This is a genomic window from Silvibacterium dinghuense (assembly GCF_004123295.1).
Taxonomy (GTDB): Bacteria; Acidobacteriota; Terriglobia; order Terriglobales; family Acidobacteriaceae; genus Silvibacterium; species Silvibacterium dinghuense.
Window position 1 is genome coordinate 244,531 of sequence record NZ_SDMK01000005.1, and the last position, 18,310, is coordinate 262,840.

General features: G+C 60.0%; 9 protein-coding genes and 1 pseudogene. 2 read left to right on the forward strand and 8 right to left on the reverse strand.

The features are described 5' to 3' along the window. Positions 1–42 precede the first annotated feature (42 nt). From ESZ00_RS18855 to ESZ00_RS18865, 3 genes are all read right to left on the reverse strand, one after another. Positions 43–1,842: a CRTAC1 family protein gene (locus ESZ00_RS18855; RefSeq protein WP_229741117.1), complete on the reverse strand. Its 1,800-nt coding sequence runs from the start codon at positions 1,840–1,842 to the stop codon at positions 43–45. After that, on the reverse strand, positions 1,820–3,043 hold the full coding sequence (locus ESZ00_RS18860) for a tetratricopeptide repeat protein (RefSeq protein ID WP_164981626.1): 1,224 nt from the start codon (positions 3,041–3,043) through the stop codon (positions 1,820–1,822). The genes ESZ00_RS18855 and ESZ00_RS18860 overlap by 23 nt, the downstream gene beginning before the upstream one ends. 95 nt (positions 3,044–3,138) lie before the next feature. Next, a complete protein-coding gene (locus tag ESZ00_RS18865; RefSeq protein ID WP_129209952.1) occupies positions 3,139–6,609 on the reverse strand; it encodes a TonB-dependent receptor in 3,471 nt (1,156 codons plus the stop codon). Between the two features lie 381 nt (positions 6,610–6,990). Here ESZ00_RS18865 and ESZ00_RS18870 point away from each other — a divergent pair, with 381 nt between their 5' ends. Next, positions 6,991–8,046: a LacI family DNA-binding transcriptional regulator gene (locus ESZ00_RS18870; RefSeq protein WP_129209953.1), complete on the forward strand. Its 1,056-nt coding sequence runs from the start codon at positions 6,991–6,993 to the stop codon at positions 8,044–8,046. 85 nt (positions 8,047–8,131) lie between these two features. Here ESZ00_RS18870 and ESZ00_RS18875 read toward each other — a convergent pair whose 3' ends face one another. The 5 genes and pseudogenes from ESZ00_RS18875 to ESZ00_RS18890 all read right to left on the reverse strand — a co-directional run bounded on the left by ESZ00_RS18875 (position 8,132) and on the right by ESZ00_RS18890 (position 17,407). Then, positions 8,132–9,646 carry an efflux transporter outer membrane subunit gene (locus tag ESZ00_RS18875; protein ID WP_129209954.1) on the reverse strand — a complete coding sequence of 505 codons (1,515 nt, stop codon included), beginning with the start codon at positions 9,644–9,646 and terminating at the stop codon, positions 8,132–8,134. Next, positions 9,643–12,747: an efflux RND transporter permease subunit gene (locus ESZ00_RS18880; protein WP_129209955.1), complete on the reverse strand. Its 3,105-nt coding sequence runs from the start codon at positions 12,745–12,747 to the stop codon at positions 9,643–9,645. Before ESZ00_RS18880 ends, ESZ00_RS18875 begins: the two co-directional genes overlap by 4 nt. Continuing rightward, entirely contained in the window at positions 12,744–13,619 is an 876-nt protein-coding gene (locus ESZ00_RS20540) for an efflux RND transporter permease subunit (protein ID WP_373283915.1), read from the reverse strand. The genes ESZ00_RS18880 and ESZ00_RS20540 overlap by 4 nt, the downstream gene beginning before the upstream one ends. A 147-nt stretch (positions 13,620–13,766) precedes the next feature. Further along, positions 13,767–16,175 (reverse strand): annotated as a pseudogene (locus ESZ00_RS18885) (efflux RND transporter permease subunit); the annotation flags it as partial. Beyond that, positions 16,172–17,407: an efflux RND transporter periplasmic adaptor subunit gene (locus tag ESZ00_RS18890; RefSeq protein WP_229741118.1), complete on the reverse strand. Its 1,236-nt coding sequence runs from the start codon at positions 17,405–17,407 to the stop codon at positions 16,172–16,174. The pseudogene ESZ00_RS18885 and the gene ESZ00_RS18890, both read right to left, overlap by 4 nt. A gap of 178 nt (positions 17,408–17,585) precedes the next feature. On the opposite strand from ESZ00_RS18890, the gene ESZ00_RS18895 reads away from it, so the two are divergent. After that, complete coding sequence (locus ESZ00_RS18895) at positions 17,586–18,308, forward strand: response regulator transcription factor (RefSeq protein ID WP_129209958.1); 723 nt, start codon at positions 17,586–17,588, stop codon at positions 18,306–18,308. The last annotated feature ends 2 nt before the right edge of the window (positions 18,309–18,310 follow it).

The window sequence follows — 18,310 nt, forward strand, 5'->3', positions numbered from 1 at the left end:
AAGCGGAGAAGGAACAATATCCATGAAAACAATCGATTGCCTTCAATGCAGCGCGAGTTTCGCGGGCGAAGGCTCCGCAGGCTGCGATGCAATCACGCCGGCACCTTCGCGGATCGAGTAGAAGTGTTCACCATCAAGATTGGTGAGCGTTTCTCTTGCACCGTCCGGCCATTGCACTTCCACCTTCTCAGCCCGCGCGTGAGAGCCCAGGCCGAAGTGGAGCTGGAGATCGTTTTGCGAAAGATAACTGCCTCCGCTCAATACCTCTCCGGTCTGCACCAGGTCGCCGCTGGTGACGCGTACACGCGCATTCAGCGCCAGGCGATTGCTCCTCGTCCCCTCGAGCGTGAAGGCGATCCAGTGGTTCTGCGCACCGCCCTCTGGCCGAAGGATCATCGGGCTGCCGGTGAGGTTTTCGACAATCAACTCCTGCCGCCCATCATGGAAGAGATCCGCAACGGCGAGTCCACGACTTACCTGCGGCGTTTCGATGGCAGGACCAGCGTCATGGCTCACATTACGGAATGTGCCGTCGTGCTGATTCCAGAAGAGCAGCTTCGGCTCGCGATAACGTGCCGCGGTGTGTGCGTCGTCCACCTGCGGATAGACGTGACCATTCACCACAAAAAAATCGAGCCAGCCGCTGTTATCGAGATCGACGAGCGCATCGCCCCAACCCACGTAGCCCTTCGTCGCTGCTTCGATCCCGCTTGCCGCGGAAACATCGCTGAAATTCATCTTTCCATCATTCCGATAGACCGCCGCGTATTCGTTGTCGAAATGAGAAAGGATGAGCGCAGCGCGCCCGGTGTGCAGATAGTCGCCATAAGCGATGCCCATGTTCGCCTGCGCGACTCCGTCCTCGCTGGCGGCCACGCCTGCACTGTAGGCGATATCGGTAAACGCACCGTTGCCTCCATTGCGGTAGAGATAGTTCTGCTGGCCATCGTTGGTGACGAAGAGATCGAGATGGCCATCGTCGTCGAAATCCGACCAGATCGCAGTGAGTCCGTAAAGCTGCTGCGCATCCTCAACGCCGGCCTGCACCGAAACATCGCGAAAGGTACCATCGCCGTTATTGCGATAGAGGTTGTCGGGCGATCCCTTCAGTCCGCGAGGTCCGCACTGCACCTCGACGCCGAGATACTTGCACGTCTGGCTCGAGCCAAAGACCGGCAGCGCCTTCAGGTCGAGATCGACATAGTGCGAGACAAAGAGATCGGCATAACCATCGCCGTCGTAATCGCCAAAAGCCGCTCCCGTCGCCCACAGCTTATCTCCGGCAAGACCGGCTGCTTTCGTTACATCGGTAAAGGTGCCGTCCTTGTTATTGCGATAAAGCACTACGCCGCCAAAGCAGGTCACGAGCAGATCCGGCCAGCCGTCATTGTTGTAATCGCCGACCACTGCGCCCATGGCCCAGCAGGGTGTGGCAACACCCGCTTTGTCGGTGACATCCGTAAATGTGCCGTCGTGGTTGTTGTGATAGAGCGCGCTTCGCGCAGGTTTGCCGGCAAGAGCCATCTCCACGCTCTGTGCACCGGTGAAGTAAAGATCGGGCCAGCCGTCATGGTCGTAATCGATGACCGCCACGCCGCCACTCATCGACTCGACGATATAGCGCTGCCCGGGGCTGGAAAGATGCTCCCAGTGAATACCCGTCCGCGAGGTAATATCCACAAGCTGGACGGGAGACGAGCTTTCACGCCTCGCCCCTTCGCGCGCCGGGCTCTCGCGCACAGACTCCTGCGCCCGCACACGGCATGCGCCGCAACACACCGCCATCAGAGCCAGCGCCACGACCTGAAGCTGACGGCCCTTACTGTTTCTGCACTGGCTCATCGTCTTTCGGGTCATCGCGAATCTGGTCCGGCTGAATCTGCAGCTCCTTGTACATCGCCCGCAGCTTGTCCTTCATCTGCCGATATTTTTGAAACTGCTCGAGCTCGGCCCGTGCCTGCTCCGTCCTGCCCTGTTCACGAAAGAGCGTGCTCAGGCGATAGTGCGCGGTCGCATTGGTCGGATCAAGCTGCACCACGCGCTCCAGCAATGGAAGCGCCTTGTCCTTCTGATCTAGTGCGATGTAGGCCTTCGCCAGACCGAAGCTCGCATCCGCGCTATCCGGCCGCAGCGCTACTGCCTTCTCGTAGTCCGTTTTCGCCTGCGGCCAGTCATTCTTCGTTGCGGCGATATCGCCCAGCCGCTCGAGTGATTTCGCATCGCCGGGATTCTGCTGCAGCGCGTTCTGATATTCGGCGATGGCCTCCTGCTTCAGCTTCGGATCAGAGGAAGTATTCAGCAACTCGGCCAACTCGAAATGAACGCCGGGCAGGTGCGGATTCAACGCAATGGCCTTGCGATATTCGGCAATGGCCTCATTCGTCTTGCCCTCGCGAGTCTCCTCGTGAGCCATCACCTGATGCATCTGCGGCGAGTCGGGATCGACCAGCGAGAGGCTTACGATCGACTCCGCAGCCAGATCGGAGTGAATCCGGTAGGCGGCATAAATCACCTCGACATTTTCCGGATCGCTCTTGCGCAACTCGGCCACGATCGCGGCGGCCTTATCCAGCTCTCCGCTCGCGGAATATAACTCCACCATGGCAAGACCAAGCTGCGTTTTGAATTTAGTCTCGGTGATCTGCGGAAAGGCCGCTTCCATGTCCGTGCGTGCCGAGGCCATGTCTCCGGTATTGTGCTCCGCAATGCCGAGCAGCCCCTGGATTTTCACGAGACTCCGCTGCAACATTACAGCCTGCTTCAGGTGAGGCACCGCACCGGCGTAGTCTCCTCGGAAGAAAAGCAGTACGCCGAGATTCGCCTGCACGTCGACATTCTGCGGATCGAGCTTCGCCCATGCTTCGAGCTCAGGGATGGCCAGCTCCGGCTTCTTCTCGCGCAGATACTCCTGCGCCTTGCGAGCATGCGTGGCGATCTCGGATTGACGAGCAGAAGCCGGATCTGTGGATGTCTGGGCAAAGAGCGGCGCAGCGATAAGAAGTGCGCCGTAAAAAAGGAGAGACAGGCGCTGCGGAAATTTCATGACAGACGATGATAGCCTTTGCGCTTTCGATACGCAGTACACAAAAGCGGGGAGACGGCGAACCGTCTCCCCCTGGAGGTACATCGATACAGCGGTTAGAAGTTGATGTGCGCACCTAGCTGTACCGTACGGCCACCGACCGTAGTACCGCTGATCTGCTGTGAAGGAACCAGAGCTCCCGTGTTCTGGTTATACCTGTACCAGCTATAGGCATCGCCAGTCTCTAAAGTTGTCTGCCCTGTTCCTGCAAGTGTCTGAGTTGGCATGCCGAAACTGGCATGGTTAAAGGCATTCGTGGCATCGGCACGGATATTCAGCTTGACATTTTCATAGATCGCAAATGTCTTGCTAGCCGACAGGTTAACCTGATCGATGCCAGGGCCATACAGGGCATTCCGACGCACATTGCCAAAGGTACCATCCGCCGGTTTGACGAATGCCGCCGGGTTATACCATTCGTTTACACAGCCCGAGTATCCAGCTTCGCAACGAGCCGACTGATGAGCTGGCTTGATGTTCTTCACTGCTGGATTCCAGTTCGGCATCATCGAACCAGCCTGCTGGTAGTTGGCCTGTGTGCCATAGACGGTGAAAGGGTTACCAGTAGAGAGCACGATGGTGCCTGACACTTGCCACCCGCCAATCACTTCATCGAGCAGCTGGTTGTGATTCAGGAACGTACGGCCCTTGCCGAAGGGCAACTCATAGAGAGCATAGCCCTTGAAGGCATTGCGGACGTCGAAATTCGAGTTGCTGTAGTTTGCCTTGGGGTTGTTGGCCTGCTGATAGTTCTGCTGACCTTCACGGCTACCCCAACCCGACGAATCCTGATCATCAAGGAAGTGCGACCAGACATAGTTGAAGGCATAGCTAACGCCAGACTTGAGGCGCTGCTGGATCTGGGCCTGTAGCGAGTTGTAATTCGAGATGCCGTTATTTGTGCTACCCGTAATGCTCTGGTAGGCCGAGTACGGACGATAGGCCGTATCGTTCGACGAGAAGTATTGCTCGGGAACTGCATTCAGGTCTGTTGGATAGTTCAGGTTAAAGCCATGGCTGCCTACATAGGATAGCTGCGTCATCGTATTTGCGCCGACCATCTTCTGCAGCGAAACATTGTATTGGTAGATCTTCGGCACCGGGGTATGGAACTCATTGTAAGTTGCAGACTGGCCATTAAAGCGAGTGGGCGAAGTAGATGCTGCGCTGTACGGCAGCGCGGTGCTGGTGCCGTAATAAGTACCGGTACCATCGAGCTGAGTAATCGGCGTAATGCCGTTGGTCTGATCGGAGACGCTGCCCGATGAACTCACTGCCGCTCCCATGCCGCCACCGTAGGTATCGAGACTCCAGTTATAGGAGTAGACACCGAAGCCGCCATTCAGCGTGGTATCTGACTTAGGCTGCCAGGAGAAACCCACACGGGGCAGGATGGTGTTGTAGACGTCGGCCTGTAGCGCGCCACGGCCGTGAGCCTTGGTGCTGCCATACCAGTAGGCGCCATCCTGATTCGTTGCGGTGTTCAGCACTTCGGGATCCCACACGGCTTCGTTGCCATGAATTTCATTCCAGCCATGGTTGATCTGGTAGCGGAGACCGAGATTGATGGTGAGATTCGGGCGCAGCTTCCAGTCATCCTGGATGAAGACCTGCGGACTCTTGAGACGTGCGCCATATTCCGGACTTACACTCGCGTTCCAGTTATTGGCCATGCCAAGCAAAAAGTCAGCATACTCCAGACCAGTAGAGGTATCCGGCGAGGCAACACCGTTCTTATCAAGAGTCCACTGCTCGGTGTACTGACCAGAGAACTGCATAGTACCAGCGTTGTAATTACCCCAGGCTGTCGAATCGTCGCGGTAGATGAGAAATTCGCCGCCAAAGTGCAGGATATGGCGGCCGCGAATCATGGTCACGACATCGGAGGGATCAAAAACGTGCTCTTTATAAACAGCCTGCACCTGAGGCTCGATCCAGGCATAAGGATAGTTACGAGTAAACTGAATCGCGGGGATATCATCAGCCTTGGCAAACTGCCAGCCTAACTGCGAGGCATAGCCCTTATTGAGAGTAAGGTCCTGATAGAAATTACCCTGCCAGGTATAGCCGAGGCGCGCTTCGTTAATGGTCGTTGGGCTGATGTTCCAAACGTCAGTGACTTGCGCGTTGTTGTTGTCGACGTCGCCCATCTGGCAGCCAACGGGGCAGGCAGTGACCTGGCTCGGATAAAGAACCGGCGTATCGCTCTGCGTATCGGACATCGTCAGGCGATTCGTGTGCGTGATATCCCAGTCCAGGCGGCCGAAGTACTTCCGGTAAGGTGTGGACTGTGGCTCCTGAGCATAGAAATTATTTTGTGTTTCTCCATCGGCACCAGTCGATCCAGTAACGAATTTGCCGCCCGAGATGTGATTGGAAGGCGTGGGATAAAATTGCTGGAACTTACTCGCCACTGAGTCGAACATGCTTGCCGGAATTGCATTCGAGCCATACTCCTCCTGGAACGACTTACGTACCGGGTATGGATTACCCTGCGAATCATAGGCAATAGTCTGCGTCGTCGGATCGTAGATAGGAAGCTGCCCAGTGAAATCGCCGCCCATCACCGCCTGAGTTGGAATCGAGTTCGTTCCACTGCTCGAACCATGATCCACAATCTGGTCGTAGTTGAAGTAGAAGAACATCCGCTTCTTGAGGATCGGACCGCCGATCGAACCGCCGAAGTCGTTGTACTTCGAATAAGGTACCGTCGGCTGACTAGCAAAGCCGAAGCTGTTCGCGTTCAGTTTGTCATTCTGAAAGTAGTCATACGCCGTACCGTGGAACTGACTGGTACCGCCCTTCGAAATCTGGTTGAAGACCGCGCCTCCAATGCCGTATTGCGCCGAGAAGGTCGAGGTGTTCACCTGCAGCTCAGCTACGTTTTCGAAGACCTCCGGGTTGGCATTCGAGCTGTGCGAGAGCGTCGTCGAGGCACCGTCAGCGAGCACGTTGCTGTACGGCAGATTGCCATTAATGGCCACTTCCTGGCCGGGATTGTTCGCACCCGCGCTCGAGGCCGGCGTGCCGGTCGCGCCCGGCAGCAGGATCATGAAGTTTTCCCAGTCCTGCGTGGTCTGCGGCAGCTGCGCCATGGACTTCGCATCGAGCGTCGTCTTCTGCTCGCCGGATTCAGTCTGCAGCAACGGGATGTCGGTGTTGACGATCACCTTCTGGCTTACCTCGCCCACCTTGAGGTTGCCGTTGACCGTGCTGTAGCCCACCTGCAGCGTAATGGGGCCGCGGACCAGCTGCTCGAAGCCATCCTTGCTGAAGGTCACCGTGTAATTACCGGTGACGATCGACCCGGTATCGAAAACGCCCGCTCCATCCGAGGTAAAGCTCTTCGACACGCCGGTATCGACATTCAGCACCGTGACCGTCGCACCCGGAATCACTGCCCCGGTCGCGTCCGTGATCGTACCGCGAATATCGCCGGCATTCATGCTCTGCGCAAACAGCGATGTTCCGCCTGCGCCCAGGGCAACGGCCAGAACCGCAGCTCCAAGGCGTCCAAGGTTTTTCATACTGCCTCCTAAAAATTTCGTGCCCATCTGTCTTCTTTTGTGAACCACATGAGGTCTGCTTTCTTCCGCCCACGCTGCAGCGAGGAAGAAGCAGCACTTCCGTGCGCCTATCCCCATATTCACCAGACAATCGCTTGTCTAAACTATGGATAGGAATGCGTGGGAGATTACAGCGTCTTCTGACAACAGTTGTCAAGCAGTACCTGTTTCTTTTTTTGCAAGAAGACAAACGTTTTTCTCTGGAACAGGCCCCCTCCACGCTCCAGCCAGGTGACAGAAGTCACCTGGCCCAGCAATCGTTTGCCTGTTTTCCCAGGGCAATGTCTGCTTTGAGCTGTTTTTTTGCTACACTCCTCAGGACACCATGCAGGTCGAAGGCGAATGGCGGGGAAATCCGAGAGCGGGAAGAAAAACAAGCAGACGCTTCGCGACAAGCCAGTCCGGCTCAAGGAGTTGGCCGAGTATCTTGGTCTGAATCCCTCGACGATTTCTGTCGTGCTCAATGACACCCCGGGCCGCTCCATTCCCGAGGCGACGCGGCAGCGCATCAAGGAAGCGGCCCAGAAGCTCAACTACCAGCCCAACCTGGTTGCCCGCTCCTTCCGCAACCGCCGCACGCTGACCATCGGCATCATGGTGCCGGTCTTGAGCGACGGCTACCATACCGAGATCATGACCGGCGCCGGGGACTGCCTGGTCAATGCCGGATATTTCTACTTCACCGCTCACCACCGCCATCGCCCTGCCCTGGTCGAGCAGTACAGCCGCCAGCTTGTGGCCAAGGGAGCAGAAGGCCTTATCTGCATCGATACGGCTCTCGACCATCCCATGTCGGTGCCCGTGGTTGCCGTCGCCGGACACCGGCATATCCGCAACGTAACCAATGTGGTTCTCGATCATCGCCGCGCCGCCGAACTGGCGATCCAGCATCTCTATACGCTTGGGCACCGCCGGATTGCCTTTATGCACGGCCAGCCCTTCAGCTCCGATTCCAACGATCGCTGGCAGAGCATTGTCGATGTCTGCAACGGGTTGGGACTTCCGATGCATCCCGAGCTGATCATGCAGCTGGATCGCGATATCAGCACGCCGGAGCTTGGCTACCCGGTGGTCGAGCACCTGGTCAGAGGACGGCGCAAGTTCACCGCGCTGGTCTGCTTTAACGACGTTGCTGCTATCGGCGCGATCCGCGGCCTGCGCGACCTGGGCCTGCGCGTGCCGGAGGATGTCTCCGTGATCGGCTTCGACGACATCAAGGCCGCGGCCTTCCTCACTCCGGGCCTTACCACCATCCGCCAGCCACTGGCCGAGATGGGCCGCTTTGCCGCGCAGTACATGGTGAATCGCCTGAATCAGACGGAAGAGTTCCGCGAGCAGGTGGCCTTCGAGCCGGAACTGATCGTGCGCGAATCGACAGCTCCTCCGCGACGCAGCTAGCTTTTTAAAAAAGAAAAAGCCCGGGATGGCTCCCGGGCTCAACGTGCTGCAGTTCTGCCAGTGCGGCCGCTCCCATTGGCCGCAGTTATGGTTTCTTCGTTACCTCGGAAACCGTCGGCAGCTGTGAAGTGTCCCAGCCTCCGCCGAGCGCGGCAATCAGCTCGACGGCGGACACCATCTGATTCATCTGCAAGGTCGCCAGCGACTGGCGATTCGTCAGCAGCGTATTCTGCGCGGTGAGCACGTTCAGGTAAGTATCCACACCCGACTTGTAGCGTGTCGTCGCGATGTCCTGATACCGCTGCGCCGAGTCGACGGCAAGCTGCTGCTTCTGAATCTGCTCGGAGAGCATACGGCAGGAGACCAGGTAGTCTTCCACCTCTTTGAATGCCGTCAGTACCGTTTGCCGATAAGAAGCGACATCGGCGTTGTACTGCGCCTGGTAGTTCTGCACATTCGCCTTGCGCTGCCCCCAGTCGAGCAGTGTCTCCGAAGCCGAAGCGCCGAGCGACCAGAAGCGCGCCGGCCAGCCGAGGAGCTGCGTAATATCGGAGCTCTGCGTGCCGGCACTGCCGCTGAGTGAGATCGTCGGATAATACGCTGCCTTCTGCACGCCGATATACGCGTTGGCTTCGGCCATCGTGCGTTCGGCCGCGGCGATATCCGGCCGCCGCTCGAGCAGCTGCGACGGCACGCCGGTAGGAATATACGGCAGCTTCGCATCGAGCGGCCGCACCGGCATGGAGAAGGAGCTCGCCGGCTTGCCCAGCAGCAGCGCGATGGCGTGCTCATACTGCGCGCGCGTGATGCCCACGGCCACAGCGCTTGCCTCAGCCGAACGCAGATTGGTCTCGGCTTCGGCCACATCTTCATCCGTATCGATGCCGGACTGGCGCAGGGTCTTGGTCAGCTCAAGGTACTGCTTATAGCTCGCAGCTGTGTTGTCATACACCTGCTGCAGCGCGTCCTCTCCGCGCAGCTCGAAATAGTATTGCGCCAGGCTTGACTGCTCGCTCAGCGTCTCGTTGGCCAGGTCCGCAGCGCTCACCTGCGCCGCATTCTGGTCGGCGCGCAGTGTGTTGCGGACACTGCCCCAGAGATCCGGCTCCCAGGATACGGAGCCAGCCAGTTCTGTGCTGGTCGAACCGCTGCTGGACTCGAGTTTCGCCGTGCTGCCGCTGCCTGTGCCCTCCCGCGAGTACGAAGGCCCGGCGGTAAGCGAGGGAAACAGCGAGGCATGCTCCGAGCGCACCACGGCGCGCGCGGCCATGTAGTTCTGGAAATACTGCTTGAGATTCTGGTCGTTAATCAGCAGCGACTCTTCGAGCTGATTGAGCTCGGAATCGCCGAAGATCTCCCACCACTTGCCGCGCAGCATTGTGTCTTGCGGATTGGCCTGCTTCCAGCCGGTGGCCTGCGCCTCGGGCGAGCCGGGCTGGCTTTCCTTGTAGGCCGGCGGCGCGGGCATGCTGGCGCGCTGATACTTGGGACCGACATTGCATCCTGCCAGCGCCACGAGCAGCGCTGCGCCGGCTGCCTTGAACAGCAGCGCCTGGGCGGAATTTCGGACGGAATTCTGTACAGGGGTTCGGGCGTTCATAGAGCCTCCTGGGGCCGTGCCATCGGGATCACGGTGTTGCGGCCTCTCAGGCGCAGCCGCAACCGGTCCAGCACGAGATAAACCACCGGTGTGGTGTAAAGCGTCAGCACCTGGCTCACCACCAGGCCGCCGAGAATGGTAAGTCCGAGCGGCTGGCGCAGCTCGTGTCCGAGACCGGTTCCAAAGGCAAGCGGTACCGCGCCGAAAAAAGCCGCAGCCGTCGTCATCAGAATCGGGCGGAAACGCAGCAGGCAGGCATGGAAGATCGCATCCTCGCTCTTCATTCCCTGTTCCCGCTCGAGCTGCAGCGCAAAATCGATCATCATGATGGCGTTCTTCTTCACAATGCCGATCAGCAGGATGATGCCGATAATCGAGATCACATCCAGCTCGGAATTGAAGAGGATCAGCGTGATCACCGCGCCCAGCGAGGCCGAAGGCAGCGTGGTCAGAATCGTGATGGGATGAATGAAGCTCTCGTAGAGAATGCCCAGCACGATATACACCGCGCCGATGGCAGCGGCAATCAGCACCGGCTCATTGCCCAGCGACTTCTGGAACTGCTGCGCCGTGCCGGTGAAGCTGCCATGGATGCTCTTCGGAATATGCAGCCGGTCTTCGAGTGCGTTCACCTGCTGCGTTGCCTGGTCGAGCGAGACGCCGGGAGCGAGGTTGAACGAGATCGTCGACGACGGATAAAGCCCGGTGTGATTCACCGAGAGCGGCCCGGTACGCGCCTGGTAGCTGCTGATCGCACTGATGGGCACTGCGCCATCCGAGCCCGTCACGTACGTATTGCGCAGCGCATCCGGCCCTGTGCTGAAGTGCGGATCTGCCTCCAGCACGACGTGGTACTGATTCAGCGGCTTGTAAATCGTCGAAGGCTGAGCCTGCGAGTACGAATAATTCAGCACGTTGTCGATGTCGTTCGGCGTGAGCCCCAGCCGCGCCGCGGTCATGCGGTCATAGGTCAGGTAGGACTCCAGTCCCCCTGCCAGCAGATCCGAATCCACGTCCGTAAGCGAAGAGAGCTTCTTCATCTCACGCGTCAGTATCGGCACATACTTCTTCAGATCGTCGGTGGAATCCGCCTGCAGCGTGTACTGGTACTGCGAGTTCGACTGCCGTCCGCCGATGTGCAGATCCTGCGCGGCCATCAGGAAGGTCTGCGCCTCCTTGATCGCCATCAGTTTCGGACGCAGGCGGTTCACGATATCGGTCGCACTCACCTTGCGCTCTTCGAGCGGCTTGAGGGCAACGAACATGAAGCCGCTGTTCGAAGAGCCCATGCCGCCGCCGGTAAACGCGACGACATTCTTCACCCCGGGATCGGCACGCACGATGTTCACCGCCCGTGTCACTGCGGCATGCATCTTGTCGTAGGAGGCATCCTGCGAACCCTGCAGGCCGCCCATGATGACGCCGGTATCTTCCTGCGGAAAGAAGCCTTTCTGTACCCGCGTCAGGTACAAAATATTCAGAGCCATGGTGCAGAAGAACAAGAGCAGCACCAGCCCGGCATGATCGCGGAGCACCCAGCGCAGGCTGCGCTCATAACCACGCACCAGCACGTTGAAGGCCCGTTCCGAGGCGTGATACAGCCGCCCATGCCCTTCCTGCTTCTCCTTCTTCAGCAGCACCGAGCAGAGCATCGGTGTCGTGGTCAGCGAGAGCACCATGGAGATGAGAATCGCCACTGCGAGCGTGACGGAAAACTCGCGGAAGAGCCGCCCCACGACGCCGCCCATCATCAGGATGGGAATGAAGACGGCAATCAGCGAGATGGTGATCGAGAGAACGGTGAAGCCGATCTCCTTCGAGCCGCGCAGCGCGGCAGCCACCGGCGTCATGCCCTCTTCGAGATAGCGCGCGATGTTTTCCATCACCACGATCGCATCGTCGATCACGAAGCCCGTGGAGATGGTCAGCGCCATCAGCGAAAGATTGTCGAGCGAGTAGCCCAGCAGGTACATCGCCGCGAAGGTGCCGATCAGCGACACCGGAACCGCAATGCCCGGAATCAGCGTGGCCCGCCAGTTGCGCAGGAAGACAAAGACGACCACGACCACCAGGCCGATCGAGATGATGAGCGAGCGTTCGACATCGTGCAGCGAGGCGCGAATGGTCGTCGTCTGGTCGAGCGTGAGCGTCAGATGCTGATTCCGCGGGATCGCCGCCTGCAGCGCAGAAAACTCGGCCTTGATCTGATCGACCGTGTTGATCACATTCGCGCCCGGCTGCTTGAAGATGATCAGATCGATGGTCTGCTGGCCGTTCATCATGCCGCCGGCGCGCAGGTTCTCGGTCGAGTCCACCACGTCGGCAACGTCTTCCAGCCGCACCGCCGTGCCGTTGTGCTGCGCAATCACCAGCGGCTTGTAATCCTCGGCCTTCGAGAGCTGGTCGTTGGTATGGAGATAGGTGACCGTCTGCCCGTTGGTCAGCTCGCCGGTGGGCGTGTGCGCATTCTGGTTCGACAGGAAGGTCGCAACCGTCGCCAGACTGATGCCGTAGTGCTGCAGCTGGAGCGGGTTGATCTCGACACGCACCGCCGGCAGCGTGCCGCCGCCAATCTCCACTTCGCCGACGCCGCTGATCTGTAACAGTTTCTGTTCCAGAATCGTTGAGGCCGAATCGTACCGCGCGCCCACGCCTGCTGAATCCGAGGTGATACTGATGATCGCGATCGGCGAATCCGAAGAATTCATCTTGCGATAGGTGGGATTCGAAGGCAGGTTCGTCGGCAGATAGGTGCGCGCAGCGCTGATGGCCGCCTGCACGTCGCGCGCCGCCGCGTTGATATTGCGATTCAGATCGAACTGCAGCGAAATCGAAGCCGAGCCAGTGGAGCTCTGCGAGAGCATCTCCGTAACCCCGGCGATGTGCCCGAACTCGCGTTCGAGCGGCGTCGCCACCGAGGAAGCCATCACCTCCGGGCTTGCGCCGGGCAGCGAGGCGCTCACAGAGATGGTCGGCGAATCGACCTGCGGCAACGGAGCCACCGGCAGCACGATGAAAGCGATGATGCCGGCAATCGCCACCGCCACAGTCAGCAGCGTGGTGGCGATGGGTCGCCGGATCGCGGGAGCGGAGAGGTTCATACTTCTCCTTCCAGCGCCGGATCGAGCTGAACACGCTGACGCACACCGAGCTTCTCGCCCAGCCAGTCAAACCAGAGATAGATGACCGGCGTGGTGTAAAGCGTAAGCAGCTGGCTCAGCAGCAGGCCGCCGACCATCGCAATGCCCAGCGGACGGCGCAGCTCCGCGCCGATGCCATGGCCGAGTGCCAGCGGCAGACCGCCGAAGAGCGCTGCCAGCGTGGTCATCAGAATCGGACGGAAGCGCAGCAGCGAGGCCTCATAGATGGCCTCCTTCGGCGTCTTGCCATGATGCCGCTCCGCTTCAAGCGCAAAGTCGACCATCATGATGCCGTTCTTCTTCACAATGCCAATCAGCAGCACAATGCCGATGATGCCCACGATGCCGAGATCCTGTTTGAAGAGCATCAGCGCCAGCAGCGCTCCAACACCGGCCGAAGGCAGCGTGGAGAGAATCGTCAGCGGATGAATGAAGCTCTCATAAAGCACGCCGAGCACGATGTACACCGTGACCAGCGCCGCGATGACCAGCCATCCTTCATTGCTCAGCGAGTTCTGATACGACGCTGCCGTGCCCTGGAACTTGGCCTGCACGTTGATCGGCAGATGCAGGTCCTTCTGCACCTTCTCGATCGCATCCACGGCCTGGCTCAGGTGATAGCCCGGCGCCAGGTTGAAAGAGAGGGTCACGACCGGGAACTGTCCCTGGTGATTGACGGTCAGCGGCGAGAGCGTCTTCGTCGCCGTGGTGAAGGCCGCGAGCGGAATCGGCTGCGCAGCGCTCGTGCTGGTGGAGGAGCTCGAGCTGCCGCCACTGCTTGCAGCGGTACTCACCGCGGATGTCGTTCCGCTGGTCGAGGCTGTCTGCAGCACCGTGCTGTTTGTCGAAGACGAAGAGAGTGAGCTGGTGGACGAGGAAGTCCCGAGCGTCGTCGAGTTGCTGGTTGTGCCCAGCGTCGTGCTGTTCGAGGTCGTCGATGAAACGCCGGAAGTCGAAGACGCCGTCAGCTGCGAGGTTCCGGTCGAGCTCGACGAAGAGCTTGAGGAGCTGCTCGAAGACGACGAGCCGGAGGAAGACGAACTGGTCGAGCTCGAGCTGGTGCTGCTCGGCAGATAAATCTCTTCCAGGTTCTTCGGGCTCACCTGGAAGCTTGGATCGACCTCCAGAATCACATGGTACTGATTAGTCTGCGTGTAGAGCGTCGTGACCTGCCGCTGCCCAAAGGCATCGTAGAGCGTGTCATCGATGGTCTGCGGCGTAATGCCGAGACGCGACGCGGTCACACGATCGATGCCGATGTCGATCGCATTGCCATTCGGCTGCTGATCGCTGACTACATCCTCGATCTGGGGCAGCGTCTTCATCTTGTCGAGCAGCTTCGCGGTCCAGCTGTTGAGCTCCTCGAGGCTCGGGTCCTCGACCGTGTACTGGTACTGCGTGCGGCTCACACGGTCTTCCACGGTGAGGTCCTGCACCGGCTGCATGTAGGTCTGGATGCCGGTGATCTGCGCGAGCTTCGGTTTCATACGCTCGATTACATCGGTTGCGCTCACGCCGCGCGTCGAAAGCGCCTTCAGGTTGATCTGCATGCGGCCGCTGTTCAGCGTGGTGTTGGTGCCGTCCACGCCGATGAAGGAGGAGAGAGACTCGACCGCCGGATCTTCCAGAATCACGCGCGCCACGGCCTTCTGCCGCGAAGTCATCGCGTCGAAGCTCGTCGCCTCCGGAGCCTGGGTCACGGCCTGAATGATGCCCGTATCCTGGATCGGGAAGAAGCCTTTCGGGATGACGACGTAGAGCAGTACTGCGCCCACCAGCGTAGCGGCGGCGATGACAAGCAGCATCGCCTGGCGTTGCAATACCCAGCCGAGCGTCCGCCCATAGAAGGCGATGATGTCCTTGAACATCTTTTCGGACCAGTGATAGAAGCGGCCCTGCTCGGATTCAGGCGTGTGCTTCAGCAGCTTGGAGCACATCATCGGCGTCAGCGTCAGGGAAACAACCGCCGAGACGATGATGGTCACCGCCAGCGTCACTGCAAATTCGCGGAAGAGCCGCCCGGTGATATCGCCCATAAAGAGCAGCGGGATCAGCACGGCGATCAGCGAGATGGTCAGCGAGAGAATGGTGAAGCCGATCTCGCTTGCGCCCTTGAGTGCGGCCTCGAGCGGCGCCATGCCCTCTTCGAGATAACGGCTGATGTTCTCGATCATCACGATGGCGTCGTCCACGACGAAGCCGGTCGAGATGGTGAGCGCCATCAGCGTGAGGTTGTTCAGGCTGTAGCCCATCGCGTACATCACCGCGAAGGTGCCGACGAGCGAGAGCGGCACGGCCACCGAGGGAATGATGGTCGCGCGCCAGCTGCGTAGGAAGATGAAGATCACCGCGACAACGAGGCCGATGGTCAGCATCAGCTCGAATTCGACGTCATCCACCGAAGCGCGGATGGTCGTCGTGCGGTCGGTGAGCACCGTCACCTTCACCGAGGCCGGCAGCGACTCTTCAAGCTGCGGCAGCAGCGCCTTGATCGAATCGACCACCTGGATGGTGTTCGCATTCGACTGCCGCTGGATATTCACGATGATCGCCGGCGTCTGATTCATCCATGCGGCGAGCTGCGAATTCTCGACGCCGTTGAAGACATTCGCCACATCGCTCAGCATCACCGGCGAGCCGTTCTTGTAGGCGACGACGATGTTCTTGTATTCGCTGGCCGAACGGATCTGGTCGTTCGCATCGAGCGTATACGCCTGCTGGGGGCCGTTAAATGTACCCTTCGAGCCGTTTACGCTGGCATCGCTGATCGCCGTGCGCACATCTTCCAGCCCGATCCCGTAGGCAGAAAGCGCAGCGGGATTCGCCTGGATGCGCACCGCAGGCTTCTGTCCGCCCTGGATCGAAACCAGACCCACGCCGCTGAGCTGCGAGATCTTCGGCGCGAAGCGCGTGTCGGCGAGGTCCTGAATGTCGGAGAGCGCCATCGACTTCGAGGTCAGCGCCAGCGTCAGCACCGGCGCGTCGGCCGGGTTTGTCTTACTGTAGACAGGCGGCACCGGCAGGTCGGTCGGCAGATAGCTGTTGGCCGCGTTGATGGCCGCCTGCACCTCCTGCTCGGCCACGTCGATGTCTTCCTTCAACGTGAACTGCAGCACGATCACCGACGCGCCACCCGAGCTCGTCGAGGTCATCTGCGCCAGGCCGGGGATCTGGCCGAACTGCTTTTCGAGCGGCCCGGTGACGGTCGACGACATCACATCCGCACTCGCGCCCGGATAGAGCGTCTGCACCGAGATGGTCGGATAGTTCACCTCCGGCAGCGCGGAGATCGGCAGCTGAAAATAGGCCACCGCACCCACCAGAAGGATGGCAACCATCATCAGGATGGTCGCCACCGGGCGAAGAATGAATGGGCGGGACAGGCTCATCGCGGTCCGGGACCCGCCGGGCCCGCTGCCGAAGCGACGCTTACCTTGGCTCCATCCTGGAGGCGGTCGAAGTTGCTGGTCACCACCGTCTGGCCATGCGTGATGCCGGTCACCGCGGTCTTGTCTTCGTCCGCATTCACCACCGTGACATTCGTCAGCGCCACGGTCTTGTCGGACTTCTCCACGTACACGAAAGCCTGCTGGCCGTTGTACTGCACGGCCACCGTGGGAATCAGGTTGGCATTCTCGAGCGTGCCCACTTCCAGCTTCGCGTTTACAAACTGATTCGGAAAGAGCGCGTTATTCGCGTTATCGAAAGCCGCGCGCAGCTTCACCGTACCGGTGGTGGTATCCACCTGGTTGTCGAGCGTCAGCAGTTTGCCGGTTGTGAGCTTGTTCAGCTGGGCGCGATCGTAGAGATCCACCTTCAGCGCCGAGTGCTTCACCGCCTGCATCACCTGCGGCACATGATCTTCCGCAATGGCGAAGACCACGGTCATCGGGTTGAGCTGCGTGATGGTCGCAATGGTGCTCGAAGAGCCGGAGAAGATCGTGTTGCCGGGATCGACGAGCCGCAGGCCGATGCGGCCGGAGAGCGGCGCCGTGATATGGCAGTAGGCAAGCTGCACCTTGTCATAGGCCACCGTGCCTTCGTCATTCTCGACCGTGCCTTCGTACTGCTTCACCGTGCCCAGCTGATCGTCGTAGGTCTGCTGGCTGACGGCGTTGCCCTTGAGGGCGATCTCATACTTCTTCAGGTCGTTGCGCGCCGCGTCGAGCGCTGCCTGGTCATGCTTGAGCGTGCCCATCGCCTCCTGCAGCTGCGCCTGATACGGCCGCGGATCGATCTCCACCAGCGACTGGCCCTTGCTCACCATCTGGCCTTCGCGATAGTTCACCGCCAGCACTTCGCCACTCACCTGGCTGTAGACGTTAACCGTATGCTCAGGCGTCACCGTGCCCAGCGCATTCAGGTAGATGTCCATCGATCCCTGTTCCACGGGCGAGACAGTCACGGAAGTGCCTGCATTCGCGCCGCCCATGCCACCGGGACCGCCCGGTCCACCGCCTGGAGGGCCGCCGGGACCACCGGGGCCGCCCGCAGGCATCGCGCGGTGCAGGAGCGGCAGCAGCAGTACGCCGACCACCAGCAGCACCAGCAGCCATGCCAGCCAATGTTTCTTCTTCGATGAGGAGGGAGCTGTGCCTTGCGATGTCTGTTCGTCGTTCATGGTCATCCTTAGGAAGAAACTGTGCGCGGAGCAGTGTGCTCTTTTAGGAGACTGCAGAAATGGGGCGGCGAACGTAATACTGTGTCACGGTTCGTCATCGTATGTAACAGATCGTCACGAACCCTACGCAGCGCGAGAGAACAGGCGCAAACTAAAGAAGGTGAACGCGAACGAAACGATGAGTGCCTCTCCCGGGCCCGCCGAACTCGACACCGTGCTGCTCATCGATGACGACGTCGAGCTGTGCCGCATGCTGCAGGACTATCTCAGCCGCCATGGCTGGAGCGTTTCCATGGCCCATCGCGGCTCCAGCGGCCTTACCGCGGCGCTCGAAATGCGCCACGGCCTCATCGTTCTCGACGTCATGCTGCCCGACTTCGACGGCTTCGAGCTGCTGCGCCGGCTCCGCCACAGCGCCGACGCCGACGTCTACGTGCTGCTGCTCACCGCGCGCGGCGAAGAGATCGACCGCATCGTCGGCCTGGAGCTCGGCGCGGATGATTACCTGCCGAAGCCCTTCAATCCGCGCGAGCTGCTGGCCCGCATGCGCGCCATCGTGCGCCGCGGCGCGCCGCGATCTACTTCCTCCGAAGAGCCCCATGCACCCACGGCCAGCTTCACCATCGACCACGCGGTGCGTACCATCCGCTACGCGGATCAGGCGCTCGAGCTCACCGATCTCGAATTCGATCTGCTGCACCACTTCCTGACTCACCCGTCGGAGGTGCTCAACCGGGAGCAGCTGGTCGAGCGCATCCTCGAACGCCCCTATCGCCCGCTCGACCGCAGCCTGGACATGCTTGTCTCCCGCCTGCGGCGTAAACTCGAAGCGCTGCCCGGTTTCTCCGGCGGCATCAAGGCCGTACGCTCCAACGGCTATCTTTTCTATCTCGAAAGCTGACC